We start from the raw sequence: 24856 nt of genomic DNA, 5'->3' as shown, positions 1-24856 counted from the left end.
CACGGGAGCGGCACGGCGCGTCGGCGTTCGGGGGTCAGGCGGCCGGGGGAGCGGGCACCTTCGCCGCGGCGGCGGTGTCGACCAGCCAGAGCGTGCGCTCCCGGCCGCGGGCGCCCGCTGCCGGGAGCTGCACCTCGTCGGCGCCGGACAGCGCCATCGCCACGGCCTCGGCCTTGTTCGCGCCCGTCGTCATCAGCCAGACCTCCGTCGCCTCGCGCGCGGCGGCCAGGGTCAGGCTGACCCGGGTCGGCGGCGGCTTGGGGCAGTCGCGGACGGCCACCACCGGGCGCTCGGTCTCGTAGACGGCGGGGGAGGTGGGGAACACCGACAGCGTGTGCCCCTCCTCGCCGACGCCCAGCAGCAGGATGTCGAAGGCCAGGCGGTCGGCGACGAGGGAGGCGTACGCCGCGGCGGCCGCGTCCGGGTCGTCGCCGAGGTCGCCGTCGGACGGGGCCATCGGGTGCACCCGGGCCGGGTCGACCGGCACGTGGTCCAGCAGGGCCGCCCGCGCCTGCGTCTCGTTGCGCTCGGGGTCCCCGGCGGGCAGGAAGCGCTCGTCGCCCCAGAAGACGTCCACCGCCGACCAGTCGACGGCCCCGCACGCCGCCGAGGCGCGCACCTGCTCCAGCACCGCGATGCCCGTGCGGCCGCCGGTCAGCACCAGCGACGCCGACCCGCGGGCGCTCTGCACGTCCACCAGCCGCGTGATCAGCCGGGCCGCCGTCGCGGCGGCCAGCAGCTCGGGCGAGCGGTGCACGACGACCTGGTGGCTCATGACGGGGTCCCGGCGGCCGAGTCCACCTGGTCGTCCTTCTTCGCCCGGCCCGACTTCGCCTTGCCGGACGCCTTCGCCTTGGCCGCCTTGGCGGGCGGGCTCTTCGGCGCGGTCCCGGGGTGCTCGGCCTTCTCCGCCGGGCCGGGGCGGGCGGCGGCGACGGCCTTGGCCCGGCGCGCCGACGGCTTCGGGCTCTCCTCCGGCTTCGGCTGCGCGGGCTTGACCTTCGGCTTGGGCGCGCTGCGGGTGCGCTCGATCTTCGGCAGCGCCTTGAGCGTGTTCTCGTAGATCTCGTCGGGGTCGAGCCGCCGCAGCTCCTCGGCGAGGCAGTCGCGGATCTCCCGGCGCTGCAGGGCCACCCGGCGCGCGGGCTGGCCCGGCTGGACCAGGGTGCCGACCTTGCCGTCCGGGCGCTCCAGCTCCACCAGCCCGGACCGGCGCTCCAGCGCCACCGCGCAGATGCCCTGCCCGGTGGTCGAGCGCACGCGCCGCACCGGCACCCGCAGCCGCGAGGCCAGCCACGCGGCCAGCAGGTCCGTCGACGGCGAGTCGCCCTCGCCGGTGACCGTCGCCGACGACACCCGCTCGTACGGCGGCAGGTCCAGCGCAGCGGCCAGGACCGCCCGCCACAGCGTCAGCCGGGTCCACGCCAGGTCGGTGTCGCCCGCGGTGTAGTTCCGCTGCCGCACCTCCAGCGCCTTGATCGGGTTCTTCTCCGCGGCCGAGTCGGTGATCCGCCGCGTCGCCAGCCGCCCGATCGGGTCCTCGGCGGGCCGGGCGGGCGCCTCGGACGGCCACCACGCCACCACCGGCGCGTCCGGCAGCAGCAGCGGGATGACGCAGGACGCGCCCTCGTCGGCCAGCGCGCCGTAGAGCCGCAGCACGATGACCTCGCTGGCGCCCGCGTCGCCGCCGACGCGGATCTGCGCGTCCAGCCGCGCCGCTGCCTTCTTCGCCCCGCGCGCCACCACGATCACCCGGCACGGGTGCTCGCGGCTGGCGTCGTTGGCAGCGTCGATGGCGTCCTCGGTGCGCTCGCCGTCGTCGGTGACGATGACCAGGGTGAGCACGCGGCCCAGGGTGTTCGCCCCGCCCTGCTCGCGGACCTGGACGAGTTTGGAGTTGACCTGCGACGTTGTCGTCGAGGGCAGGTCGATGATCACGGCCGCCTCCAGTGCCTGCCGGTACGCGCCAACATCTGATCCGCCGACGGCGGGCCCCACGTGCCTGCCGGGTAGTCCTCCGGCTTGCCCGCGGTCTGCCAGTACTTGAGCACCGGCTCCAGGATCTCCCAGCTCAGCTCGACCTCCTTGTTCACCGGGAACAGCGAGGGCTCGCCGAGCAGCACGTCGAGGATCAGCCGCTCGTAGGCCTCCGGGGAGGACTCGGTGAACGAGTGGCCGTAGCTGAAGTCCATCGACACGTCGCGGACCTCCATGGTGCTGCCGGGCACCTTGGAGCCGAACCGCAGCGTCACGCCCTCGTCCGGCTGCACCCGCACCACCAGGGCGTTCTGCCCCAGCTCCTCGGTGGAGGTCTGGTCGAACGGCAGGTGCGGGGCGCGCTTGAACACGACCGCGATCTCGGTGACCCGCCGCCCCAGCCGCTTGCCCGTGCGCAGGTAGAACGGCACGCCCGCCCAGCGCCGGGTGTTCACCTCCAGGGTGATCGCGGCGTAGGTCTCGGTGGTGGAGTCCTTGGCGAAGCCCTCCTCCTGCAGCAGGCCGGGCACCTTCTGCCCGCCCTGCCAGCCGCCCGCGTACTGCCCGCGCGCGGTGGTCTCGGCGAACGGGCCGGTGGCCCGGGTCGCCTCCAGGACCTTGATCTTCTCGGTGCGCAGCGCCGACGGGCTGAACGAGACCGGCTCCTCCATCGCCGTCAGCGCCAGCAGCTGCAGCAGGTGGTTCTGGATGACGTCGCGGGCGGCGCCGATGCCGTCGTAGTAGCCCGCGCGCCCGCCGAGGCCGATGTCCTCGGCCATGGTGATCTGCACGTGGTCGACGTAGTGCGAGTTCCAGATCGGCTCGAACAACTGGTTGGCGAAGCGCAGCGCCAACAGGTTCTGCACCGTCTCCTTGCCGAGGTAGTGGTCGATGCGGAACACCGACTCCTCGGGGAAGACGTCGTTGACGATGTCGTTGAGCTGCTTGGCGCTGGCCAGGTCGTGCCCGAACGGCTTCTCGATGACCACCCGGCGCCACTCGTCCTGCGAGGTGGGCTCGGCCAGCCCGCAGCGCGCGAGCTGCTTGGTGACCACCGGGAACGCCCCCGGCGGGATCGACAGGTAGAACGCGTGGTTGCCGCTGGTCCCGCGCGCCTCGTCGAGGTCGCTGACGGTCTTGGCCAGCCGGTCGAAGGAGTCGTCGTCGTCGAAGCTGCCCGCGACGAACCGGAAGCCCTCGGCCAGCCGGTCCCACACCGCCTCCCGGAACGGGGTGCGCGCGTGCTTGCGGACCGCCTCGTAGACGACCTGCCCGAAGTCCTGGTCGGCCCAGTCCCTGCGGGCGAAGCCGACCAGCGAGAAGCCCGGCGGCAGCAGGCCGCGGTTGGCAAGGTCGTAGATCGCGGGCATCAGCTTCTTGCGCGAGAGGTCGCCGGTCACCCCGAAGATCACCAGGCCGCACGGCCCGGCGATCCTCGGCAACCGCTTGTCCCGCTCGTCGCGCAGGGGGTTCGTCCACATGCGGGTCACCTCGACACCTCGGCGAGGGTGTGCACCAGGTGGGCAAGGCCCGCGGCGCGGTCGGTCAGGTGCAGGCGCAGCACCGGCCGGTCCAGCCCGGACAGCACCTGGCCGTCGCCGACGGCCTGCGCGAGCTGGAGCACGCCCAGGCTGTACGGCCGGTCCGGCACGTCGATGTCGGTCTCCGGGTAGCCGGTGATCTGCAGGAAAACGCCGTTCTGGTGGCCGCCCTTGTGGTACTGGCCGGTCGAGTGCAGGAACCGCGGCCCCCACCCGAAGGTGGTCTGCAGCCCGGTCTTGCGGGCCAGCTCGGGGCGCAGCACGGCCGCGGAGGCGTCGGCGATGCGGTCCAGGTACGCCTGCACGGCGATGTAGCCGAACTCCGGCGCGGACCCGGTGAGCACCTGCAGCGCCTCCACCAGCGTCGTCACGCCGTCCGGGGCGCCGTGCACCTCGATCGGCCCGTCCAGGAAGGACTGGCCGGACCCGGCCTGCTCGGTCGGGTTGTCCAGCAGCGCGCGGGCCGCCTTCTTCGCCGCCTCGACGTCGGGCTGGTCGAACGGGTTGATGCCCAGCAGCCTGCCCGCGAGCGCGGTGGCGTACTCCCACAGCAGGAACATCCCGCCGAGACTGCCCGAAGTGGACACCGCGCCGCCCGGCCCGATGGCCACGGCGGTGGCGTCCTCGCCCGCGTCGGCGAACCCGGGGGCCTCCGGACCCTCCACGACGACGGGCAGCAGGCCGGTGCCTTCCTTGCCGGTGGACTCGGCCACCAGCTGCTCGGCCCAGTCGCCGAACCCGGTGATCCCGGAGCCGGTGTCGGCCAGCACGACCTTCTCCGCGCCCCGCGCGTGCGCCGCCGACAGCGCGGCGGCCAGCAGCACCGCCGGGTTGTCGGCGCTGTCCTGCGACAGCGTCTTGGCCGTCGCGGCGGCCTCGTCCAGCAGCGCGGCGACGTCGGCGCCCGCCAGGCCGGAGGGCACCAGGCCGAACGCGGTCAGCGCCGAGTAGCGCCCGCCCACGTTCGGGTCGGCCTGGAAGACCCGCCGGTAGCCCGCCGCCAGGTCCTCCAGCGGCGAGCCCGGGTCGGTGACGACGACGATCCGCGAGCCCGCGTCGATGCCCTCGGCCTCGAACGCGGCGGCGAAGATCCGCCGGTGGCTGTCGGTCTCCACGGTGGAGCCCGACTTCGACGACACCACCACGACCGTGCGGTCCAGGTCGCCCGCGAGCGCGTCGGCGACCTGGCCGGGGTCGGTGGTGTCCAGGACGATCAGCGGCACGCCCGCGGTGGCGGTGATGACCTCGGGGGCCAGCGACGAGCCGCCCATGCCCGCCAGCACGACCCGATCGATGCCCTCCGCGCGCAACTCCGCGCGGAGGGCATCGATCTCGGCCAGCAGCGGCCGCGAGGTCTCGTGCAGCGTGGTCCAGGACAGCCGGATGGCCGCCTCGGCCTCGGCGGCCTCGCCCCACAGGGTGTGGTCCTGCGAGGTGAGCCGCGACGCCGCCCTGTCCGCGACGAGTTGGCCGACGAGAGGGGCCGCCTCCTCGGACAGCCGCTCGTCGTTGATCGTTACTGCGACTTCTCCGGGGTGGTCTGCCATCTGCGGCGTCAGCCCTCTCCTCGTCCTGTTACTTCTCGGCGGCGTCCAGCTGGCCCTGAACCGTCTCCAGGAGCTCGGTCCAGGACTTCTCGAACTTGTCCACGCCCTCGTTCTCCAGCGCCAGGTACACGTCGGTGACGTCGATGCCCACGCGCTCCAGCGCCGCGTAGACCTCGCCCGCCGCGTCCGCGGTGCCCGTGACGGTGTCGACGAAGGCGTCACCGGTGATCCTGCCGTGGTCGGCGACCGCGTGCAGGGTCTTTTCCGGCATCGTGTTCACCGTGTCGGCCACGACCAGCTGGTCGACGTAGAGCGTGTCCGGGTAATCCGGGTTCTTCACGCCCGTCGAGGCCCACAGTGGACGCTGCGGGCGGCCGCCGTCGGCGGCCAGGGCGGCGAACCGCTCGCCCGCGAACACCTCCTGGAACGCCGCGTACGCCAGCCGGGCGTTGGCCAGTGCGGCCTTGCCCTTGAGGGCGACAGCGTCATCGGTGCCGATGGCATCCAACCGCTTGTCGACCTCGCTGTCCACTCGCGACACGAAGAACGAGGCGACGGAGTGGATCGAGCGCAGGTCGTGCCCGTTGGCCTTGGCCTGCTCCAGGCCGGCCAGGTAGGCGTCCATGACCAGCCGGTAGCGCTCGACGGAGAAGATCAGCGTGACGTTGACGCTGACGCCCTCGGCGAGCGTGCGGGTGATCGCGGGGATGCCCTCCTCGGTGGCCGGGATCTTGACCAGCAGGTTCGGCCGGTCCACGGCCTTCCACAGGTCGAGCGCCTCGGCCACGGTCGCGTCGCAGTCCTTGGCCAGGCGCGGGTCGACCTCGATGGACACCCGGCCGTCCACCCCGTCGGTGGCCTGCCAGACGTCGCGGAACTTGTCGCAGGCGTGCCGCACGTCGGCGGTGGTCAGCTCGCGCACGGCCTCCTCGAGGGACGCCCCGCGCGCGGCCAGCTCGCGCACCTGCTCGTTGTAGGACTCACCGTTCGCCAGGGCGGTGGCGAAGATCGTCGGGTTGGTGGTGACGCCGACGACGTGCTTGTCCCGGATCAGCTCGTCCAGGTTGCCCGACTGCAGCCGCTCGCGGGACAGGTCGTCCAGCCAGATGGACACCCCGGCCGCGGAAAGCCTGCCGAGCAGATCGGTCTTGTCGCTCACGACGCCTCCTCGCAGGCTCCGAGGCGGCGCTCGCGCTGGCCCTGTGTCATTGGTTCGCTCGTAAACTCGCTCACTTGGTGCCTCCATTCGCGCTGAGGGAGCGGCGGGCCGCGGCCACGACGGCCTCGGTGGTGAACCCGAACTCGCGGAACAGGGTCTGGTAGTCCGCCGACGCCCCGAAGTGCTCGATCGAGACGATCTCGCCCGTCCGGCCGGTGAACCGGTGCCACGGCTGGGCGATGCCCGCCTCGACCACGACACGCGCGTGCACGGTCGGCGGGAGGACGGTGTCGCGGTAGGCCTCGTCCTGGGCGTCGAACCACTCCACGGACGGCATCGACACCACGCGGGTGGGGATGCCGTCGGCCTCCAGCACCCGGCGCGCCTCGACCGCGATCTGCAGCTCCGAGCCGGTGCCGATCAGGACGACCCTCGGCACGGTCTCGGAGTCCTCCAGGACGTAGCCGCCGCGGGCCACGCCCTCGAACGCCTTCTCCCTGGTGTTCTCGAGCACGGGCAGGTTCTGCCGGGTCAGGCAGAGCCCGACCGGCTGCGTCGACTGCGACAGGATCGCCTTCCACGCCGCCGCGGTCTCGTTCGCGTCGCCGGGGCGCAGCACGACCAGGTTCGGGATGGCGCGCAGCGCGGCGAGGTGCTCGATCGGCTGGTGGGTCGGTCCGTCCTCACCGAGGCCGATCGAGTCGTGCGTCCAGACGTAGGTGACCGGCAGGCCCATGACCGCCGCGAGCCGGACGGCCGGGCGCATGTAGTCGCTGAACACCAGGAACGTGCCGCCGTACGGGCGGGTCGGGCCGTGCAGCACGATGCCGTTGAGGATCGAGCCCATGGCGTGCTCGCGGACGCCGAAGTGCAGCGTGCGGCCGTACGGGTTGGCCGTCCACTCCTTCGTCGACGACGACTCCGGGCCGAAGGAGTCCGAGCCCTTGATCGTGGTGTTGTTGGACTCGGCCAGGTCGGCCGAGCCGCCCCACAGCTCCGGCAGCAGGCCGCCGACGGCGTTGAGCACCTCGCCGGACGCCTTGCGGGTGGCGACGCCCTTGGCGTCGGGCTCCCAGGTGGGCAGCGCGTCGGCGAAGCCGTCCGGCAGCCGGTACTCGGTGGCGCGGTCCAGCAGGGCGCGGCGCTCGGGGTTGGCCGCGGCCCACTCGCCGAACCTCTGCTCCCAGGCGGCGCGGGCGGCCTTGCCCCGCTCGGCGACCTGGCGGGCGTGCGCCAGCACCTCGGGGTCGACCTGGAAGGTGCGGGCCGGGTCGAAGCCCAGGATCTCCTTGACGGCGGCGACCTCGGCGTCGCCGAGCGCGGCGCCGTGGGCCTTGCCGGTGTTCATCAGGTTCGGCGCCGGGTAGCCGATCACCGTGCGCAGCAGGATGAACGACGGCCTGCTCGTCTCGGCCTTGGCAGCCTCGATCGCGGCCAGGATGCCGGTGACGTTCTCGCCGCCCTCGACGACCTGCACGTGCCAGCCGTAGGCCTCGTAGCGCTTGGCCACGTCCTCCGACAGCGCGATGGCGACGTCGTCCTCGATGGAGATCTGGTTGTCGTCGTAGACCACGACGAGGTTGCCGAGCTCCTGGCGGCCCGCGATGGACGACGCCTCGGAGGTCACGCCCTCCTCGATGTCGCCGTCGGAGGCGATCACGTAGACGAAGTGGTCGAAGACGCTCTCGCCCGGCGCGGCGTCGGGGTCGAACAGGCCGCGCTCGCGGCGGGCGGCCATGGCCATGCCGACCGCGGAGGCCAGGCCCTGGCCCAGCGGGCCGGTGGTGATCTCCACCCCCGCGGTGTGGCCGTGCTCCGGGTGGCCCGGGGTCTTCGAGCCCCACGTGCGCAGCGCCTTGATGTCCTCGATCTCCAGGCCGTAGCCGGAGAGGAACAGCTGCAGGTAGAGGGTGAGGCTGGAGTGCCCGCAGGAGAGGACGAACCGGTCGCGGCCGATCCACTCGGGGTCGCTCGGGTCGTGGCGCATCACGCGCTGGTAGAGGGCGTAGGCGAGCGGGGCCAGGCTCATGGCCGTGCCGGGGTGGCCGTTGCCGACGTTCTGCACGGCGTCCGCGGCGAGCACCCGGATGGTGTCCACCGCCCGCCGGTCGAGGTCGGTCCAGTCGTCGGGCACCGAGGCTGTGGTCAGGTTCTCTGGGACGTCACTGCTGGCGGACACGGACTTCGCGCTCCCACTTCCATAGTTGTAGGCGGTTCGTCGCGCCCAGCACACCAGACGGCTGGGTTGCCACGACCCGCAGGTCATCCCTGGTCCGGGGCAAGCCTAGTCGTAGCCGGACGCGCGCTGTGATCTGTGACTGAACTCGGCCCGGCCGCGCCACCCGATACGGGCACCCGACCCCTTCGCGGCTACCATTCCGTACTGTGCCGCGTACCCGCGCGGCGTTGGACGCAAACCCCGCGCGACCCCAGTGACCTGCGTCTCAGGGGATCGGGCGCGCCATCAGTGTTGAGGAGCGAGATGCCGTCGGTGACCCCAGTGCCCGCCGACGCGCCCACCGCTCCCTCCCGGGGCGACGTGCTGCGCGCCTACGTGGCGCTGACCAAGCCGCGGATCATCGAGCTGCTGCTCGTCACCACCGTCCCGGCCATGCTGCTGGCCGAGCGCGGCATCCCGTCGCCGTGGCTGGTGCTGACCACGCTCGTCGGCGGCACCATGGCCGCGGGCAGCGCCAACGCGCTGAACTGCGTGGTCGACGCCGACATCGACGCGGTCATGAAGCGGACCAAGTCGCGCCCGCTGGCCCGGCACGTCGTGCCCGCGCGCAACGCCATGGTCTTCGGCGTGGTGCTCGGCGTGCTGTCCTTCGCCTGGCTGTGGGCCACGACGAACCTGCTGGCCGCGGCGATGGCCGTCGGCGCGATCCTGTTCTACGTCCTCGTCTACACGATGGTCCTCAAGCGCCGGACGGCGCAGAACATCGTGTGGGGCGGCGCGGCGGGCTGCATGCCGGTCGTGATCGGCTGGGCCGCGGTGACCGGCGACGTGGGCTGGCCCGCGCTGGTGATGTTCGGCGTGATCTTCTTCTGGACCCCGCCGCACTTCTGGGCGCTGGCGATGAAGTTCCGCGACGACTACGCCAAGGCGGGCGTGCCGATGCTGCCTGTGGTGGCCACGCCGACGCAGGTCGCCAAGCAGATCGTCGTGTACTCGTGGGTCATGGTCGCCTGGAGCATGCTCCTGCTGCCCGCGACCGGCTGGGTGTACCTGGCCTTCGCGGTCCTGGCCGGGGGCTGGTTCCTGGTCTTCGCCCACCGCCTGCACACCGCGGTCAAGCGCGACGAGCCCGCCAACCCGATGAAGCTGTTCCACCTGTCGAACAGCTACCTGACCCTGCTGTTCCTCGCGCTCGCCGTGGACTCCGCGCTGGGCCTTCCGGTGCTCGGCTGGCCGTTCTGATCCGTCCACTCCGGACATGACGGCGGGCGCTCCCGGGGGGAGCGCCCGCGTCGCGTCGATCAGTTGTGGGTCATGTCGGGGGTCACGTTGTGGGTCATGCCGGGGTCGTCGGACGCCGCCGCGGCGCCGCTGACCGCCAAGACCCCCAGGATGCTCGCCGCCGCGACGGCGAGCGCGGCGATGACCTGCCGCACGCGCATGGGAACTCCGTTCGTTTGACCGGCCGTGGTGTCGGATCTGCCGAGGGAGACGGGCGTTTCGGCTGGTGATCAGCGTCTCAGTGGCAGTCGACACCGGTGGCAACCCCGGGTGAACGACGAGCCAATGGCGCTCTACGGGCGCGGTCGTAGGCCGATCGGATTAACCGCTGATCCAAGATCTGTTCACCTCGATTTCACCTCTCTACAGTGCTTTCATGTCCGCACCCGTCCTCGGCCGCCGCCCTGAGCAGGCCAGACTCGACCGGTGGCTGGACGACGCCCGGGCTGGCCGCGGCCGGGCGGCGCTGATCGAGGGCGAGCCCGGCATCGGCAAGACCGTGCTGGTGCGCGCCGCGTGCGACCGCGCCGAGCGCTCGGGCATGACCGTGTCCTGGGGCGCCTGCGACGAACTGGGACAGCGACTGCCGCTGCTGCCGTGGTTGGACGCGCTGCGCGTGCGCGACGGGGGCGGGGAGCGGCGGGCCGCGGTCAACCGGCTGCTGCGCGGCGAGGCCCCGGTGGGCGCGGACCCGGTGACCGCCGCGGCGGAACACCTGGTGGCGCTGGTCGGCGAGGCGGGCCCGGCGGTGGTCGTGCTCGACGACCTGCAGTGGGCCGACCGCGCCACGGTCGCGCTCTGGTGCGCGCTGGCCCGCAGGGCGGCCGACCTGCCGCTGCTGCTCCTCGGCACGGCCCGGGACGTGCCGAGGCGGGCCGAGCTGGCCGCCGTCCGCCGGGCGACCGGCGCGCAGAGCAGGCTGCGGCTGGCCCGGCTGACCGAGCGGGAGGCGCGCGACCTCGTCGGCGCGCTCGCGGGCGGACCGCCCGGGCCCCGGCTGCTGGCCATGGCCGAGGAGGCGGCGGGCAACCCGCTGTACCTGACCGAGCTGGTCGACGCCCTGCGCCGGGACGGGGTGGTCGCCGTGGCCGACGGGGTCGCCGAGGTGACCGGCGACCCGGCGCCCGGGTCGCTGGACGCCGCCATCGCCCACCGCCTCGACTTCCTCCCGGCCGACGTGCGCGCCGTGCTGCGGGCCGCGGCGCTGCTCGGCGTCGAGTTCGCCCTCGCCGACGTCGCCGTGGTGCTCGACACGCGGGTCGCCGCGCTGGTGACGGCCGTGGACCACGCGCTCGCCGCGGGCGTGCTCTGCGGGTCGGGCCCCGAGCTGCGGTTCCGCCACCCGCTGATCCACCGGGTCATCTACGACGGCATGCCCGCCGGACTGCGCGGGGCGTGGCACGAGGAGGCCGCCCGCGCGCTGGCCGCTGCGGGCGCGCCGGTCGAGCGCGTGGCCCGGCAGTTCCTGCGCGGCGTCCACCGCCCGCACGGCTGGGCAGCGGACTGGCTGGCCACCGCGGCGCCCGCGCTGATCGCGCAGGCCCCCGCGGTGGCCATCGACCTGCTGCAACGCGCGGTCGACGCGGGCGCCCCGCTGGCGGGCAGGCTCGCCGACGCGCTCTACCGCACTGGTGAGCGCGCGCGGGCCGAGGCGGTCGCGGCACGGGCGCTGGAGGCGTCGACCGACCCGGACGAGACCGCGGACCTGCACTGGACCCTGGCCCAGTGCCGCGCGCTCGACGGCCGGGGCGCGGAGTCCCTGGCGACCCTGGCCGACGCGCTGGCCCGGCCCGGCCTCGACGGGCGGCACCGGGCGCGGCTGCTCGTGCTGTCCGCGCGCGCCCACCGCGACATCGGCGAGGTCGACCGGGCGGGGGAGGTGGCCCGGTCGGCGCTGGCCTGCGCGGAGGAGGCCGGGGACCGCTGGGCGGTCGGCTGGGCGCTGCACGTGCTCACCGTCGTCGCGGTGATGCGCGGGGAGATGGCCGCGGCGCTGCCGCTGTTCGAGCGGGCGCTCGCCGTCACCGGCGCCGACCCCGCCCTGCTCGACCTGCGGATGCTGCTGCAGATCAACCAGGCCGTCGCGCTCGGCGACCTCGACCGCTACCCGGAGGCGATCGCCGCCGCCGAGCAGGTCAGGGCGCTGGCCGAGGGGACGGGCGCGCTGGTCCGGCTCGCGCAGGCGCACAGCGCGCTGGCCGAGCTGCGCCACGACACCGGCCGGTGGGACGACGCGCTCGCCGGGGTCGCCGCGGTGCCCGCCGAGGCCAAGGACCCCGGCGTGGCCTGCTGCGACCACGGCACCGCCGCGGTGATCCTGCTGCGCAGGGGCAACCCCGAGGCCGCGGCCCGGCACCTGGCCGCGGCCGAGGCGCCCGCCCTGCGCATCGGCAGCCGCACGATCGCCGCGCTCGCCCTGGCCCGCAGCCTCGCCCGCGAGTGCGCGGGCGACCCGGCGGGAGCGCTGGCCGTGCTGGTCGCGTCGCTGTCCGGCGGCGGCGAGGAGGCCGAGGAGATGGAGGACCTCATCCCCGACGCGGTCCGCCTCGCCGTCCAGCTCGACGACCGGGGGACCGCGACGTTCGCCGCGGGCATGGCGGAGAAGCTGGCGCAGGACTGCGCCATCCCGCACCGCGCGGCCGCGGCCGCCTACTGCCGGGGTGTCCTCGCGGCCGACCCGGCCGAGCTGATGGCCGCCGCCGAGCGCTACCACGCCGCCGGGCGCCCGTTCGGCAGGGCGCGGGCGCTGCACCAGGCGGCCGTCGCCTTCGCGGGCCTCGGCGAGGCGACCGAGGCGCGGACGGCGTTCACCCAGGCCGACGACCTCTACGCCGGACTCGGCGCGACCTGGGACGCCGCCCGCCTGCGGGCCGCCCTGCGCGGGCACGGCATCCGCCGCGGTCCCCGCGCCCAGCACCGCCGCGCCCGCACCGGGTGGCCGAGCCTGACCCCGACCGAGGGCCGCGTGGCCGCGCTCGTCGCAGCGGGGCTGTCCAACCCGCAGATCGCCGACCGCCTCGTGCTCTCCCGGCGCACGGTGGCGACGCATGTCTCGCACATCCTGGCCAAGCTCGGCGTCGCCTCGCGGACCGACATCGCCCGCGAGGCGACGCGCCGCTACCGGGAGTCCGGCTGACGGCCGTGCCTGCGCGTCCACAGTGGAACCGCGAACCACCATAGCCCGAACCAGCACAGCACGCCCCCGGTCAGCCAGCGGGCCTGAGGTCCGCCCACGACCACGTCCAGCACCAGCAGCAGCGACGCGCCGATCGCCAGCATCAGCAGGGTCAGCCCGGCCAGGGTGAACATCGCCGTCGCGTGGACTAGGCGGTGTTTGAGGCCGCGGCGGAACACCAGGCGGTGGTAGGCGGCCGGGGCGATCAGCAGCGCCGTCGCCGAGGCGCCCAGGACCAGCGCGACCACGTAGACGTCCTCCTGGAAGCCGGTGATCTCCGGGAACCTCGGCGTGAACGCGAGCGCGAGCAGGAAGGCCAGCAGGAACTGCACCCCGGTCTGGGCGACCCTGACCTCCTGCAGCTGCTCGCCGTAGTTGCGGGCCAGCCGCTGCCGGGGCGACTCGTCGTGCTCGTGCGGGACTGGCGGCGACTGCGTGGTCATGGTGCGCTCCGTGGGGTCGTGGTGGTCACCCCACTGTCGCCGCGCGCCGTGCCCGAGACATCGGCACGCTGACCGAGATCGGTCAGCCGACCGCCGCCAGCAGCCGCTCCACGGTCGGGTCGTCGAGGGACTCCTTGATGCACCGCCACAGTTGCAGATTGGCACTGGCCCACCGGGAGTACTGCGCGGCCGCGGCGGGGGAGTAGAAGTAGAAGCCCTCGTCGTGGACGTCGCACTGCTCGCCGACGATCTTGTCGGCCAGCTCCCGCAGCGTGACGTTGTTCTCCGTCAGGTACCGGTGCGCCAGCACCACCGGCGTGACGGGCAGCGCCTTGAACAGGGTGTCCGCGTCCGAGAGCGCCTGGGCCTCGCGGCTGATGCCGCGGTGGCGGGTGCGCATCTCGGCCTCGTCCACGATGGCGTCGATCCAGTCCACCGTCGGGCGGGGCACGCCTGCGTCGGCCAGCAGGCGCCTGCGCAGGCCCGAGCCCGCCGCGGCCGCCGAGTTGCGGCGGACCAGGTAGTTCACGTCGTGCACGAGGGCGGCGACGGCCACCACGGGCACGTCGGAGCCGTTGGCCGCGGCGAACTCCACCGCCTTGTCGCGGACGAACCCCACGTGGTGCCAGCCGTGGAACGGCAGACGGCGGGCGTGGCGCTCGCACAGCGCGCGGACGCGGTCCTCCACGTCACCGATGATCGCGCTGCTGATGGTGGGTGCGTCGATGGTCGGCGCTGACATGTGACCCCTCCCGTTCGTTCGGGTGGGGTCGATGGTAAATCGTGTCAGATGCGCCGGGTCAGCTCCGGAAGCCGGCACTCGACCGGCACGTGCCGGTGTCCGAGGCCGCTCACCGGGTCGTAGGACAGGCTCCACTCCGTGACCGGGCGCGACTTCACCAGGAACGTCATGGTGCCGTCCAGCGCGGTGGGGATGCGGTGGAACTCGCTGGCCAGCAGGTAGCCGGTGGTGCCGGTGTCGTAGTCGGCGCCCCGGGTCATGGCGACCGAGTCGACCAGGCCGGTCACCGGGTCCACCCGGGTGGCGAACCGCTCGTGGCGGTAACCGCCGCTGAGGATGACGGTGCAGAAGTGGTAGCGGTGGTTGTGCACCGAGTCGGCGTACCCGGCGCGCCAGTCCCGCTGCGGCTTGTACTCGTGCAGCCAGAACGAGAACGGCTCCGCCCGCTCGTCGCGCAGGCACCAGGCGAAGTGCGTCGTGGTCTCCCGGGACCGCGCGACCAGCGCGGCGGACTCCGCCGGGTCGAGTCCGGCGAGGTGGCGGCGCACGGCCGCCCTGGGCGGTCGTCCGTCCACCCAGGACTCGAACACGGCGTGCACGGTGTCCCATCCCGGGCCTCGGGGCTCGCGCAGCAGCCGGTCGGCGAGGTCGGGCAGCGCGTGGACGCGGGTCAGCAACGGTATCAACTCTCCAGTTCGGCCTTGGCGGAGAAATCCCGGCGGAAGCCGTGGAAGGCGGCCTCCAGTTCTCCGAAGCCGTCGTCGGTCAAAGCGGTCCCGGTGACCCGGGCGAACTGCGCGGCGAACTCCGCGCGGCCGGTGTCCGGGGTGATCACCAGTCGGCGGGCGTCGCGGGTGGCGTGGAGCCTGCCGAAGTCGGCGCGCTCCATGCCGTGGATGAACGAGCTCTCGGCGAACCGCAGCGTCCTCGGGTAGGGCGACGGGGCGGCCGGGTCGCTGTAGAGGGTGATCCACACGCTGTCGTCGAACATCTCCACGCGGTCCAGCGGCGGGTCGGCGACCACCGTCACGTCGATGCGGGTGCACCGGGACCGCGCGAGGAACAGCCCGACCAGGCCGATGCGGATCTCCTCGTGCAGCTCGTCGCGGATCTTGTCGAGGTCGGTGTCCGCGCCCTCCCTGCGGGCGAGGTAGCGGGCCCGGCCGCTGATCGCGCTGCGCTCGCGCGGGTCGGCGACCACGGCCCTGACCTCCCACTCCGACCGCGCGGCCAGCAGCCGCACGGCGGCGTAGCGGCCGGAGAACCCGCGGAACCAGTACTGCTTGGCGCGGCGCAGGTCCTCCATCATGAGCGCGTTGAACGCCGGGTCGGGCTCGACGCTGGCCTCGAACACGTGCGTGGGGAAGAACTCCTGGTTCAGCGAGCGGTACTCCTCCGACAGCTCGCGCAGCGCCTTGCGGCTCTCCTCGATCAGCGGGTTCAGCATCGCCTCGCGCGTGGCGCGGGCGGTGATCAGCGTCTGTCCGAACCCGACCACGGCCGATACCATCGTGCCGGTGGCCACCGCGGTCAGCAGACTCCTCCCGGTGCCGGTGTCCAGCGAACTCGACGCCCAGAACGCCAGTCCGGACACCACCAGCAGGGTGGTGAGCAGCAGGGTGGTCCTGGTCCAGAAGATCTCGTGGATCCGGTGGGTGCGGAGGCCGGTGGCGTCCGCGGGCAAGGCAGGTCACCTCCTCGGCGGACGGCCGTGCGGCACTGGAGCGGGCAGCAGTCGCTGCTTTCAGTATCCGAACGGGCGCGAGCAGTCACTTTACGCGCGAAGATCGTGCGGGCATATGCGCAAAACGGGTGAGACCCAGAGTGACCACAAACGGCCCAACCGCCCTCACGGTCGCCTCACACGGTGAGCGCTTAGAGTCCGCCGTTATGCGCATCCTCGGTCCCACCGTGGCGACGGCACTGCTCGCGGCTCTCACCGCCTGTGGTCAGCAGTCCGCCCCGGGCAACGAGCCCACCCTGCCCGAGTCGCCGACGACGGAGATCGCCACCGCCGTCGAGTGCACCGCCGACGACATCACCGTCGAGGGCGAGGCGGCCACCAAGCCGAAGGTGACGCTGCCGGACACCTGCTCCCCGCCCACCAAGCTGCTCAGCAAGGACCTGACGCCGGGCAGCGGCGCCGAAGCCGAGCAGGGCGACACCGTGCTCGCGCACTACCACCTCACCACGTGGTCGAACCGCCAGGTGCTAGACAACTCCTGGGACCGCGGCGAGCCGTTCCCCGTGGCGAACCTGGGCAACGCGCGGGTGATCGACGGCTGGAACGAGGGCCTGGTCGGCATCAAGCAGGGCGCGCGCAGGCTGCTGGTCGTCCCGCCGGACAAGGGGTACGGCCCGGGCGGCAACGGCGTTGCGCCCGACGAGACGCTGGTGTTCGTGATCGACGCCGTCGCCGTGACCGACGACTCCGGGAAGTCCTGAGTAGACCTACGGGATGAGCAGCACCTTGCCCGTGGTGCGCCTGCCCTCCAGGTCCTCGTGGGCGGTGCGGGCGTCGTCGAGCGCGTAGGTGGCGCCGATCCGGACGGACAGCTCACCCGCGAGGACGGCGTCGAACAGGTCGGCCGCGCGCCCGCGCAGCTCCTGCGTCGTCACCACGTGGTCGGCCAGCGTGGGCCGGGTCAGGAACACCGAGCCCGCCCGGTTGAGCCGCTGCGGGTCGACCGGCGGGACCGGGCCGCTGGCCGCGCCGAACAGGGCCAGCACGCCGCGCCTGCGCAGCGAGTCGAGGCTGCCGTCGAAGGTGCTCGCGCCGACGCCGTCGTACACCGCGGCGACGCCGTCGCCGCCGGTCAGCTCGCGCACGGCCGGGGCGAAATCGACCTGGTCGTAGCGGATCACCTCGGCCGCGCCCGCCGCCCTGGCCAGCTCGGCCTTCTCCGCGGTGGACACGGTGCCGATGACGCGGGCGCCCCGCGCGGTGGCGAGCTGGGTCAGCAGCAGGCCGACCCCGCCCGCGGCGGCGTGCACCAGCACCGTGTCGCCGGGCTGCACCGCATAGGTGGAGGTCAGCAGGTAGTGCGCGGTCAGGCCCTGCAGCATGAGGGCGGCCGCGGTCTGGTCGTCCACGCCGTCGGGGACGGGCACGGCGGCCGCGACCGGCACGACGACCTGGGCCGCGTAGCTGCCCAGGGTGCTCGACCAGGCGATGCGGTCGCCCACCTTCGCGTCGGCGCCCTCGCCGACGGCGGTGACGGTGCCCGCGCCCTCCAGGCCGATCCGGAACGGCAGCGGCAGGGGATAGGCGCCGCTGCGGTGGTAGGTGTCGATGTAGTTCACGCCCGCCGCGGCGACGTCGACCAGGACCTCGCCGGGACCGGGGGACCCGGGCTCGGCCTCGGTGACGGTCAGGACCTCGGGGCCGCCCGTCTCGGACACCAGGACTGCTGTGGGCACGCGCGCCTCCTTCTCGCTCTCGTCGAGTGGAACCGATCACGACCGCCCGGTGTTCCCGGGCCCCGCGCTCTAGGCTCCCCGCATGGCGACTGAGACCGAGAAGCCCAGCCCTACCGCGGTGAAGGCTGCCACCGCGTTCGTCGGCGCGCACGGCAAGCCCGCGCGCGCCGTGGCGGAGAACGTCGGCCTCGCCGGGGTGCGCGTGGTGCTCGTCGGCGCGGACGGTGCGCTCGGCGACGTCATGGTCGCCTCCATGGCGGCGGCCGACGCGCTCGTCGAGCGGGTCGACGGGCTGGAGGCGGCCGAGGAGTGGGACCGCGAGACGGTCGCGGCGACCAGGATCGGCGCGGGCCACCGGGCCAAGATGGCGGCCCGCACCCGGGGCTAGGCGCGCTCGCGCGGGTGCGCGGCGCTCCACAGGGCGGCGGCGGCGACGATGACCGCCATCGCCCCGAGGACGTGCAGGGCGACCAGCAGCTCGGGGACGCCGAGGGCGAACTGGGTGAAGCCCAGCGCGCCCTGGGCGAGCACGACGGCGACCAGCACGATGTAGTGCCGCCACAGCCTCCGCGACCCGACCCCGCGCAGCATCAGGCCGACGGCGAGCAGCAGGCCGAGGAACGCGTACAGGAACGCGGCGTGCACGTGCGCCATGGTCTCGAGTTCGACGTCGAGGCGCGGGGTCAGCGCGTCGCCGGCGTGCGGCCCGGCCCCGGTGACGAAGGTGCCCGCGATCAGCAGGGCGACCAGCAGCGCGGTCATCGCCTGGAGCGTGCGGCCCAGCACCGGCGGCCCGACGGGGCGCGGCGGCCCGTCCTGCTCGTCCACGGCGTAGACCAGCAGCACCGCCAGCCACACCATGACCGCAGAGGCCATGAAGTGCACGGCGACCGTCCACCACAACAGGTCGAACCGGACCGTGATCCCGCCGATCACCGCCTGCACGGCGACACCGATCGGCATGATCAGCGCCAGCCTGACGTAGCGGGAGCGGCGCGGGCGGTCGAGGTAGGCGGCGGCGAACGCGGCGAACGCGATCAGCCCGACCACGCCGGTGAAGAGCCGGTTGCCGAACTCGATCCACTGGTTGAGGTCGGCGTACTCCGGGTGCTCCGTGGGCACCATGCTGCCGGGGTGGCACTCCGGCCAGGTGGTGCACGCCAGCCCGGACCCGGTGACCCGCACGATCGACCCGGTGACCGCGATCAGCGCCTGGGTGACGACGACGGCCCACGCCAGCGACCGCTGAGTGCGCCGCGAAAGCGGTCGGACGGTGTCAAGGCGGGTCTTCAGGCTCACCGCTGAATCGTAGGACGTGCGCGGACGCGCGATCCCGGCGGTGGTCTCCTACCGTGTCGCCCGTCTCACTGCGTGCCCAATGACAAAAGTGTGGCCATGTTCGCGATTCGTCCCCACGGAGCGATCACAGGGCACTACACTACGTCGCGGAAGGCGGCCTCCCCCATCGCCTTCCTTCAGCTACCGCCGGACGGTTCGCTCCCCCCAACGGGCCGTCCGGCGGTAGCGCCACCCCTCACGGGTAAACCTATACTGCTTGTGCAGGCGTTTCAACACTGGTGCAATTGCCGGTGGGTGTGTTCGACGGTTGTCGAGCGCCACCGGGAGGGGTGTCATGGAACTGGGGACCGGCAGCCTGGCCGCCAAACTCAACCGTCTGGTGGCCACGGTGCACCCGGCGGGGCGCGGGCCGTACACGAACGAGGAGATCGCCGCGGCCATCCGCGACGAGCAGAACGTCGAGCTGACCCACAGCGCGGTCTCGGCGTGGCGGCGCGGCACCCGCGACAACCCGAGCTTCCGCCATCTGGCCGCCCTGGCCAAGTTCTTCGGCGTCCCCATCGCCTACTTCAGCGACGACGCCGAGTCCGCGCGCATCGATGAGCAGCTCGACCTCATGGCCGCCTGGCGCGACAGCCAGGTGCGCGCGATCGCCATGCGCGCGGGCGAGCTGTCGGAGGCCGGGCGCGCCGCCCTGCTGGAGATGGCCATCCGCGTGCGCGACATCGAGCGCGCCGCGTCCAAGCCCGGCGTGACCGACCCCGCTACCCGCGCCTGACCGGCTGCCGCAGAACGGTCCTCAGCTTCTCGGGCGGGGTCCGCCGCGCGTCGCTGAGGTAGATCTCGTGGTGGTCGCCGTTGAAGGTCAGGCCGTTCTCGGGCAGGAACCGGTTGTGGAGCCGGTCCAGGGTCGGGGTCTCGTCGTCGTAGGGACCGATGTGCAGGATCTGGACGCAGGTCCCCTCGGCGAGCGTGAGCGGCCGGACGTCGCCGAGCGCGGGGAGGTCCTTCTTCCTCGCCGCGGTGTCGATCGCGGAGTGGACCATGTCGTCGGTGATCCACGCGGGCATGCTGATCAGCATGGTCCACTCCCAGCTCTCCTTGCGCCGGGCCGTGAACACGCTCGGATCGTCCGCTCGCCACAGTCCCTCCAGCGGTCCGACCACGAAGTCGCGGCCGGTGGCCTTGGCCGCGAACTTCGCCGTGTAGGCCACCGTGTACAGGGCCTCGACCGCGTTCGCGTATGCCGGTGAGGTGTTGGGGTCGCCGCGGCCGTCGACCGCGATGTAGCGGAGTTCGGGCACCTCGACGACGGTGAAGTCCCGCGACGAGGGGGAGTAGAGGTCCCTGTGGGCCTTCTTGATGTCGTACTTCTCCACCGCGGACTCCTTCGTGAACGCGTTCAGCGTGGCCTGTGTCCAGTCGACATCGGCCCTGAGCATGGCCTCGCCGTAATCGAAGATCGCCGAAGCCGCGGAGGGCAGGGGTTCCCGGGCGGCGCGAGCCGCCCGCACGTCCGCGAGTTCTCCGCGCAGGGCCGCCAGGCGCTTGGTCAGCCCGGCCACCACGTCGGCGTCGGGCAGTCCAGGGCTGTTGGCCATGCCGATGAGGACGCGGGGGCGCGGCGGCGTCAGCGTGGCCAGCGCCTCCCGGCTGGCGTCCGCGCACAGCTCGCGGCCCGCCTCGGTGGCGCGGAAGGTGACGCGCGACTTCCCCGACGGCGGCGCGCCGGTCGCCTCGATGATCAGGCCGCGCTTGGCCAGCTTGTCGAGCACGTAGTAGATCGAGGAGAAGCCGAGCGCCGTCCACGCGCGCATCCCGCGCTCCTCGATGACCCGCTCCAGGTCGTAGCCGTGGCGGGGCTGCTCGACGAGCAGCCCGAGCACGGTCAGCTCGCCATCGGTCAGCGACATGAGGCTATTCTAGCACTGGAATAGCGGGCGGAAATCGAGTTGAGGGCCGGCCGCCCTGGGCGGGAAGGTGGCGGGATGGCGGCGACGGCACGGCCCTACGGAGGTCTCGCCGACCTCCGCGCGATGCAGAACCTCACCCAGCGCCTGTGGCCGTGCCACTGGCACATCGGCGACCTGGCCTGGCAGCGCACGCAGCACCTCGACCGGGACTGGCCCATCGTGCTCTGGGAGTCCGGCGGCGAGACCGTCGCCTGGGCCTGGCAGCACCCGCCCGGCCACCTCGACTTCCTCACCGCCGACCCGGATCTTGTCGACGAGATCCTCGAGTGGTTCGCAGGCACCGCCACCGCCGAGCGCCTGACGGTCGGCATCGCCGACGACCGGCCGCACCTGCGGGCCGCGCTCGAACGCCACGGCTACGCCCCCGCCGACGAGTGCGTCCACCACTACCTCTCGCGGAGCCTCGCCGACCTCCCCGACCTGCCCGCGACGCCGGGCTACACCATCGGCCCCAGCACCGACTCGGCGAAACGGGTCGCGTGCCACCGGGCGGTGTGGCACCCATCGCGCGTGACCGAGGAGAGCTACCGGAACGTCAGCAGCACCTGGCCGTTCCGGCCCGAACTCGACTGGGTGGCGGTCGCCCCCGACGGCACGTACGCCGCCTACTGCCTCATCTGGCTCGACGACCACAACCGGGTGGGCGAGCTCGAACCGGTCGGCACCCACCCAGACCACCGCCGCAGGGGGCTCGCCCGCGCGGTCTGCCTCGGCGCGCTGCACGCGCTCAAGGACGTCGGCGCGGAGACCGCCGTGGTGTTCCCAGTGGACAGTCCGCCCGGGCATCCGGGGGCGATGACGCTCTACCGCGACCTCGGCTTCACCGAGTACGGCCGCGGGATGATCTACGCTAGGTCAGCCGGGTAGTCCGGGTCGCCAGGACGCCCGCGCCCACGCCCCACGCCGTCAGCGTCACCCACACCGACAGCGGCGGGACGCCCCCGGACAGGGCCGTGGTGAGCCCGTCCGTCAGCGCAGCGGACGGCAGCAGCGCCACCACCCACGCCATCCCGGACGGCAGGTCCGCGGTGGCCACCACGATCCCGCCCGCCAGCAGCAGCACGAACCACACCACGTTCGCCAGGGCCAGCACGACCTCCGCCTTCAGCGCCCCGCCCAACAGCACGCCGAGCGCGCCGAAACACAGGGTGCCCAGCGCGAGCAGCGCGACCATCCACAGCAGACCGGACGGCGACCAGCCCAGCAGCAGCGCCACCACCGAGATGACGACCGCCTGCACGGCGACCACGACCAGCCCGGCGACCACCCGCCCCAGCACCAGCAGCCAGCGCGGCAGCGCCGTGGCCGCCAGCCGCTTCAGCACGCCGTAGCGCCGGTCGAAGCCGAGCGCGATCGCCTGGCCGGTGAAGGCCGAGGAGAGCACCGCGAGCGCCAGCACCCTGGGCGTCACCGCGTCCACCCTCGGCGAGGGCAGCGCGATCACCGGCACCAGCGTCAGCCCGATCAGCAGGGCCAGCGGGATCAGCAGCGTCAGCAGGACCTGCTCGCCGTTGCGCAGCGTCAGCGTCGCCTCGGTGCGCGCGTGCACCCACAGCATCCGGAGCGGGCGGCCCGCGCCCGGCGCCGGGGTGAAGGTGCCCGATGGGAAGGTCACGAGCGCAGCTCCCGTCCGGTCAGCTCCAGGAAGACGTCCTCCAGGCTGCGCCTGCCCACCCGCAGCTCCTCGGCGAGCACGCCCTGCTGGGCGCACCACGCCGTCACCGCCGAGACGACCTGCGGGTCGACCTCCCCGCTCACCAGGTAGGCCCCCGGCGACGGCTCGGCGACCACGCACGACTCCGGCAGCGCCGCGCTCAGCAGCGTCAGGTCGAGCCCGGGACGGGTGCGGAAGCGCAGCATCTGCCCCTCCGTGGTCAGCGCGGCGGGCGTGCCCTCGGCGACCACCCGGCCGCCGTCGATGATCACCACCCGGTCGGCGAGCGCCTCGGCCTCGTCCATCAGGTGCGTCGTCAGCAGGACGCTCACGCCGTCGGCGCGCAGCGCCGAGACCAGGTCCCACACCAGCCGCCGCGCCTGCGGGTCCAGGCCCGCGGTCGGCTCGTCCATGAAGACCAGCTCGGGGCGGCCCACCAGCGCGCACGCCAGGGACAGCCGCTGCTGCTGCCCGCCCGAGAGCCGCTTGTACGGCGTCCGCGCCGCGCCGGCGAGGCCCAGCACGTCCAGCAGCCAGGCCGGGTCCAGCGGGTCGCGCGCGCACGCGGCCACCAGCCGCAGCATCTCCGCGGCCCGCACCCCCGGGTACGCCCCGCCGCCCTGCGGCATGACCCCGACGCGCGGCCGCAGCGCGGCGGACATGGGGTCCATGCCGAGCACGCGCAGGCTGCCGGAGTCCGGGCGCAGGAAGCCCGCGCACATCTCCACGGTGGTCGTCTTGCCCGCGCCGTTCGGCCCGAGCAGCGCCAGCACCTGACCGCGCGGCAGGCTCAGGTCGACCCCCGCCACCGCGGTCGTCGGCCCGAAGCGCTTGACCACGTCGGCGACCTCGACGGCGGACTCGCTCACAGGCGGAAAGCCTAGGCCGTGCCGCTGGTCACGCGGCCTCCGGGCGTGCCGATGAGGTGCCTGCGCGCGAGCAGCACCGCCAGGCCGGTGGCGATGATCGCCGCGATGTAGGCGTAGGGCAGCTGGAACGTCCGCCCGTCGAACGGCGAGCCGGTCGTGTTGAGCACGACCGCGAGCGCGACGCTGATGCCGGTCGCCACCACGCGGAACTTCGTGTCGCCCGCCGCCGCGGCCAGCGGGACCGCGGCCCACAGCAGGTACCAGGGCTGCACGGTCGCGCCGAACACCAGCACCGCGCCCAGCGCGACGCCGAGGCCGGTGAGCGGGCGCAGCTTCCAGCGGAAGCTGTCGAACAGCAGCTTGGCCGCGATCAGCGGCCCGATGACCGACCCGACGACCCGGCTGACGGTGATCGCGGCGTCCATGTGGTTGCCCAGGCCGAGCAGGATGCCCAGCCCGCCAGCGGCGAACCCGAGCGCGGTCATCGGGGCGAGCCAGCTCTTGATGGTCGCCGCCGTGTTCAGCGTCGCCACCCAGCCGTACCCGAGGCCGCTGCCCAGCGACGCCGCGGTCAGCACGACGGCGAAGACCACGAACAGCCCGCCCGCGACGGCGAACAGCCTGCTCCACTGCCCGCCGAGCCTGCGCGCGATCATCACCCCGAGGAAGCCCAGCGCCAGCGCGGCCGGGATCTTCACCGCCGCGCCAAGGGTGATCACCGACGAGCCGACGGCGTAGCCGACGAGCTCGCCGGGCTGCAGCGGCGGGAACGGGCCGTCGGGGCCCACCCACGGCATCCGCCGCAGCGCCAGCTCGAAGCCGACCAGCATGAGCCCGATCGCCAGCGACTCGTTGTGCACGCCGACGACCAGGTGGAACAGCACCAGCGGGTTCGCCGCGCCCAGCCAGAGCGCGCTGACCGGGTGCACGCCGAAGCGCCTGGCCAGCCGGGGCAGCGCCCAGATGATCATCGCCAGGCCGATCAGCGCCAGCAGCCGGTGCATGGCCACGCCCCACACGACGTGGCCGCCGGTCAGCCAGTTCACGATGCGGCCCGCCGAGAGGAACAGCGGCCCGTACGGCGACGGCGTCTCCCGCCACACCGTCGGCACGCCCTTGGTCAGCGGGTGGTCCACGCCGAGCGCCTGCGCCGGGCCCTCGGTGTAGGGGTCCATGCCCAGCGCGGCGATCTCGCTCTGCGCCAGGTAGCTGTAGACGTCGCGGCTGAAGCTGGGCACGGTGAACACCAGCGGCGTGATCCACATGACCAGCGTGCGGGCCATCTGCGGCAGCGACACCACCCGCTCGCGCGAGGGCCGCGACAGCCGCCCCAGCGCCAGCCAGGCCAGGACGAGCATGAACACGCCGGTGAAGCCCACCGCGATGGACACCGTGGGCATGCGGCTGAACAGGCTGAGCACCGGCAGCCGCAGCACGGGGTTGAACACCGGCGCCGCGCCCGCCCCCAGCGAGCCGAGCAGCAGCAGCAGCGCGCCGACCGTGCCGAAGCGGCGGATGACGTCGAGCTGCCTGCGCTCGGCGGCGTTCAGCCCCGTCACCGGAGTCACCGCTCCGCGCCGATCCGTGTCTCCCGCCA

23 protein-coding genes are annotated in these 24856 nt (G+C 73.3%); 6 read left to right on the top strand and 17 right to left on the bottom strand.

What is annotated here, in order from left to right; translation table 11 throughout:
- Positions 1–34: 34 nt before the first annotated feature.
- The 6 genes from pgl to tkt all read right to left on the bottom strand — a co-directional run bounded on the left by pgl (position 35) and on the right by tkt (position 8403).
- Positions 35–775 carry a 6-phosphogluconolactonase gene (gene pgl / locus Actkin_RS19465; protein ID WP_258903703.1) on the bottom strand — a complete coding sequence of 247 codons (741 nt, stop codon included), beginning with the start codon at positions 773–775 and terminating at the stop codon, positions 35–37.
- Complete coding sequence (gene opcA, locus Actkin_RS19460) at positions 772–1938, bottom strand: glucose-6-phosphate dehydrogenase assembly protein OpcA (RefSeq protein WP_189210953.1); 1167 nt, start codon at positions 1936–1938, stop codon at positions 772–774. The genes pgl and opcA overlap by 4 nt, the downstream gene beginning before the upstream one ends.
- Positions 1935–3467, bottom strand: a complete 1533-nt coding sequence (gene zwf / locus Actkin_RS19455; protein WP_189210952.1) for a glucose-6-phosphate dehydrogenase — start codon at positions 3465–3467, stop codon at positions 1935–1937. Before zwf ends, opcA begins: the two co-directional genes overlap by 4 nt.
- A complete protein-coding gene (locus Actkin_RS19450) occupies positions 3464–5065 on the bottom strand; it encodes a phosphoglucose isomerase-related protein (protein WP_258903701.1) in 1602 nt (533 codons plus the stop codon). Before Actkin_RS19450 ends, zwf begins: the two co-directional genes overlap by 4 nt.
- Positions 5066–5093: 28 nt before the next feature.
- Positions 5094–6224 (bottom strand): transaldolase, encoded by a 1131-nt coding sequence (gene tal, locus Actkin_RS19445; RefSeq protein WP_258903699.1) that lies wholly within the window; start codon positions 6222–6224, stop codon positions 5094–5096.
- A 70-nt stretch (positions 6225–6294) separates the two neighbouring features.
- Positions 6295–8403 carry a transketolase gene (gene tkt / locus Actkin_RS19440; protein WP_229786905.1) on the bottom strand — a complete coding sequence of 703 codons (2109 nt, stop codon included), beginning with the start codon at positions 8401–8403 and terminating at the stop codon, positions 6295–6297.
- Positions 8404–8706: 303 nt separating this feature from the next.
- On the opposite strand from tkt, the gene Actkin_RS19435 reads away from it, so the two are divergent.
- A complete protein-coding gene (locus Actkin_RS19435; RefSeq protein ID WP_189210948.1) occupies positions 8707–9645 on the top strand; it encodes a heme o synthase in 939 nt (312 codons plus the stop codon).
- 59 nt (positions 9646–9704) lie between these two features.
- On the opposite strand, the gene Actkin_RS19430 is transcribed toward Actkin_RS19435, so the two are convergent.
- On the bottom strand, positions 9705–9845 hold the full coding sequence (locus Actkin_RS19430; RefSeq protein ID WP_258903697.1) for a hypothetical protein: 141 nt from the start codon (positions 9843–9845) through the stop codon (positions 9705–9707).
- A 215-nt stretch (positions 9846–10060) separates the two neighbouring features.
- Here Actkin_RS19430 and Actkin_RS19425 point away from each other — a divergent pair, with 215 nt between their 5' ends.
- The gene (locus tag Actkin_RS19425) at positions 10061–12820 is read left to right on the top strand and encodes an ATP-binding protein (protein ID WP_258903696.1); all 2760 of its coding nucleotides are present in this window, start codon (positions 10061–10063) and stop codon (positions 12818–12820) included.
- Here Actkin_RS19425 and Actkin_RS19420 read toward each other — a convergent pair.
- The 4 genes from Actkin_RS19420 to Actkin_RS19405 all read right to left on the bottom strand — a co-directional run bounded on the left by Actkin_RS19420 (position 12802) and on the right by Actkin_RS19405 (position 15728).
- Entirely contained in the window at positions 12802–13302 is a 501-nt protein-coding gene (locus Actkin_RS19420; protein WP_189210945.1) for a DUF6328 family protein, read from the bottom strand. The genes Actkin_RS19425 and Actkin_RS19420 overlap by 19 nt on opposite strands.
- An 82-nt stretch (positions 13303–13384) precedes the next feature.
- Entirely contained in the window at positions 13385–14044 is a 660-nt protein-coding gene (locus Actkin_RS19415; protein WP_258903694.1) for an HD family phosphohydrolase, read from the bottom strand.
- 44 nt (positions 14045–14088) lie between these two features.
- Positions 14089–14721: a hypothetical protein gene (locus Actkin_RS19410; protein ID WP_189210943.1), complete on the bottom strand. Its 633-nt coding sequence runs from the start codon at positions 14719–14721 to the stop codon at positions 14089–14091.
- 5 nt (positions 14722–14726) lie between these two features.
- Positions 14727–15728, bottom strand: a complete 1002-nt coding sequence (locus Actkin_RS19405; protein WP_258903693.1) for a hypothetical protein — start codon at positions 15726–15728, stop codon at positions 14727–14729.
- Between the two features lie 206 nt (positions 15729–15934).
- Between Actkin_RS19405 and Actkin_RS19400 the strand changes: the two genes are divergently transcribed.
- Positions 15935–16489 carry an FKBP-type peptidyl-prolyl cis-trans isomerase gene (locus tag Actkin_RS19400; protein ID WP_189210941.1) on the top strand — a complete coding sequence of 185 codons (555 nt, stop codon included), beginning with the start codon at positions 15935–15937 and terminating at the stop codon, positions 16487–16489.
- A gap of 6 nt (positions 16490–16495) precedes the next feature.
- Here Actkin_RS19400 and Actkin_RS19395 read toward each other — a convergent pair whose 3' ends face one another.
- On the bottom strand, positions 16496–17464 hold the full coding sequence (locus Actkin_RS19395; protein ID WP_258903692.1) for a quinone oxidoreductase family protein: 969 nt from the start codon (positions 17462–17464) through the stop codon (positions 16496–16498).
- A gap of 82 nt (positions 17465–17546) precedes the next feature.
- Here Actkin_RS19395 and Actkin_RS19390 point away from each other — a divergent pair, with 82 nt between their 5' ends.
- A complete protein-coding gene (locus Actkin_RS19390; RefSeq protein WP_189210939.1) occupies positions 17547–17852 on the top strand; it encodes a hypothetical protein in 306 nt (101 codons plus the stop codon).
- On the opposite strand, the gene Actkin_RS19385 is transcribed toward Actkin_RS19390, so the two are convergent.
- A complete protein-coding gene (locus tag Actkin_RS19385; protein ID WP_258903690.1) occupies positions 17849–18763 on the bottom strand; it encodes a COX15/CtaA family protein in 915 nt (304 codons plus the stop codon). The two genes, Actkin_RS19390 and Actkin_RS19385, sit on opposite strands and share 4 nt — an antisense overlap.
- Before the next feature lie 334 nt (positions 18764–19097).
- Here Actkin_RS19385 and Actkin_RS19380 point away from each other — a divergent pair, with 334 nt between their 5' ends.
- On the top strand, positions 19098–19541 hold the full coding sequence (locus Actkin_RS19380; RefSeq protein ID WP_189210937.1) for a helix-turn-helix domain-containing protein: 444 nt from the start codon (positions 19098–19100) through the stop codon (positions 19539–19541).
- Here the strand turns inward: Actkin_RS19380 and Actkin_RS32645 are convergent.
- On the bottom strand, positions 19528–20676 hold the full coding sequence (locus tag Actkin_RS32645; RefSeq protein WP_309569074.1) for a GyrI-like domain-containing protein: 1149 nt from the start codon (positions 20674–20676) through the stop codon (positions 19528–19530). The genes Actkin_RS19380 and Actkin_RS32645 overlap by 14 nt on opposite strands.
- A 75-nt stretch (positions 20677–20751) precedes the next feature.
- Here Actkin_RS32645 and Actkin_RS19365 point away from each other — a divergent pair, with 75 nt between their 5' ends.
- Positions 20752–21603, top strand: coding sequence for a GNAT family N-acetyltransferase (locus tag Actkin_RS19365; RefSeq protein WP_258903687.1), 852 nt, complete (start codon positions 20752–20754; stop codon positions 21601–21603).
- Here Actkin_RS19365 and Actkin_RS19360 read toward each other — a convergent pair.
- From Actkin_RS19360 to mptB, 3 genes are read right to left on the bottom strand one after another with little or no spacing between them, the layout of a single operon-like run.
- Complete coding sequence (locus tag Actkin_RS19360; RefSeq protein WP_258907956.1) at positions 21587–22294, bottom strand: ABC transporter permease; 708 nt, start codon at positions 22292–22294, stop codon at positions 21587–21589. The two genes, Actkin_RS19365 and Actkin_RS19360, sit on opposite strands and share 17 nt — an antisense overlap.
- A gap of 53 nt (positions 22295–22347) precedes the next feature.
- A complete protein-coding gene (locus Actkin_RS19355; RefSeq protein ID WP_258903686.1) occupies positions 22348–23259 on the bottom strand; it encodes an ABC transporter ATP-binding protein in 912 nt (303 codons plus the stop codon).
- A gap of 11 nt (positions 23260–23270) precedes the next feature.
- On the bottom strand, positions 23271–24818 hold the full coding sequence (gene mptB / locus Actkin_RS19350; RefSeq protein WP_258903684.1) for a polyprenol phosphomannose-dependent alpha 1,6 mannosyltransferase MptB: 1548 nt from the start codon (positions 24816–24818) through the stop codon (positions 23271–23273).
- Positions 24819–24856: the final 38 nt, after the last annotated feature.

The organism is Actinokineospora sp. UTMC 2448 (assembly GCF_024760565.1).
Taxonomy (GTDB): domain Bacteria; phylum Actinomycetota; class Actinomycetes; order Mycobacteriales; family Pseudonocardiaceae; genus Actinokineospora; species Actinokineospora fastidiosa.
Note: the sequence above shows the minus strand (reverse complement) of the source record. Positions and strands in the feature narration are given on the sequence as shown.

What these genes read in the sequence shown, in the direction of transcription:
- Actkin_RS19380 (WP_189210937.1), top strand. Translation starts at nt 19,098, where the DNA reads ATGGAACTGGGGACCGGCAGCCTGGCCGCCAAACTCAACCGTCTGGTG.
- Actkin_RS19390 (WP_189210939.1), top strand. Translation starts at nt 17,547, where the DNA reads ATGGCGACTGAGACCGAGAAGCCCAGCCCTACCGCGGTGAAGGCTGCC.
- Actkin_RS19425 (WP_258903696.1), top strand. Translation starts at nt 10,061, where the DNA reads ATGTCCGCACCCGTCCTCGGCCGCCGCCCTGAGCAGGCCAGACTCGAC.
- Actkin_RS19435 (WP_189210948.1), top strand. Translation starts at nt 8,707, where the DNA reads ATGCCGTCGGTGACCCCAGTGCCCGCCGACGCGCCCACCGCTCCCTCC.
- Actkin_RS19450 (WP_258903701.1), bottom strand. Translation starts at nt 5,065, where the DNA reads ATGGCAGACCACCCCGGAGAAGTCGCAGTAACGATCAACGACGAGCGG.
- Actkin_RS19430 (WP_258903697.1), bottom strand. Translation starts at nt 9,845, where the DNA reads ATGCGCGTGCGGCAGGTCATCGCCGCGCTCGCCGTCGCGGCGGCGAGC.
- Actkin_RS19400 (WP_189210941.1), top strand. Translation starts at nt 15,935, where the DNA reads ATGCGCATCCTCGGTCCCACCGTGGCGACGGCACTGCTCGCGGCTCTC.
- Actkin_RS19420 (WP_189210945.1), bottom strand. Translation starts at nt 13,302, where the DNA reads ATGACCACGCAGTCGCCGCCAGTCCCGCACGAGCACGACGAGTCGCCC.
- Actkin_RS19365 (WP_258903687.1), top strand. Translation starts at nt 20,752, where the DNA reads ATGGCGGCGACGGCACGGCCCTACGGAGGTCTCGCCGACCTCCGCGCG.
- pgl (WP_258903703.1), bottom strand. Translation starts at nt 775, where the DNA reads ATGAGCCACCAGGTCGTCGTGCACCGCTCGCCCGAGCTGCTGGCCGCC.
- Actkin_RS32645 (WP_309569074.1), bottom strand. Translation starts at nt 20,676, where the DNA reads ATGTCGCTGACCGATGGCGAGCTGACCGTGCTCGGGCTGCTCGTCGAG.
- Actkin_RS19415 (WP_258903694.1), bottom strand. Translation starts at nt 14,044, where the DNA reads ATGTCAGCGCCGACCATCGACGCACCCACCATCAGCAGCGCGATCATC.
- Actkin_RS19360 (WP_258907956.1), bottom strand. Translation starts at nt 22,294, where the DNA reads ATGCTGTGGGTGCACGCGCGCACCGAGGCGACGCTGACGCTGCGCAAC.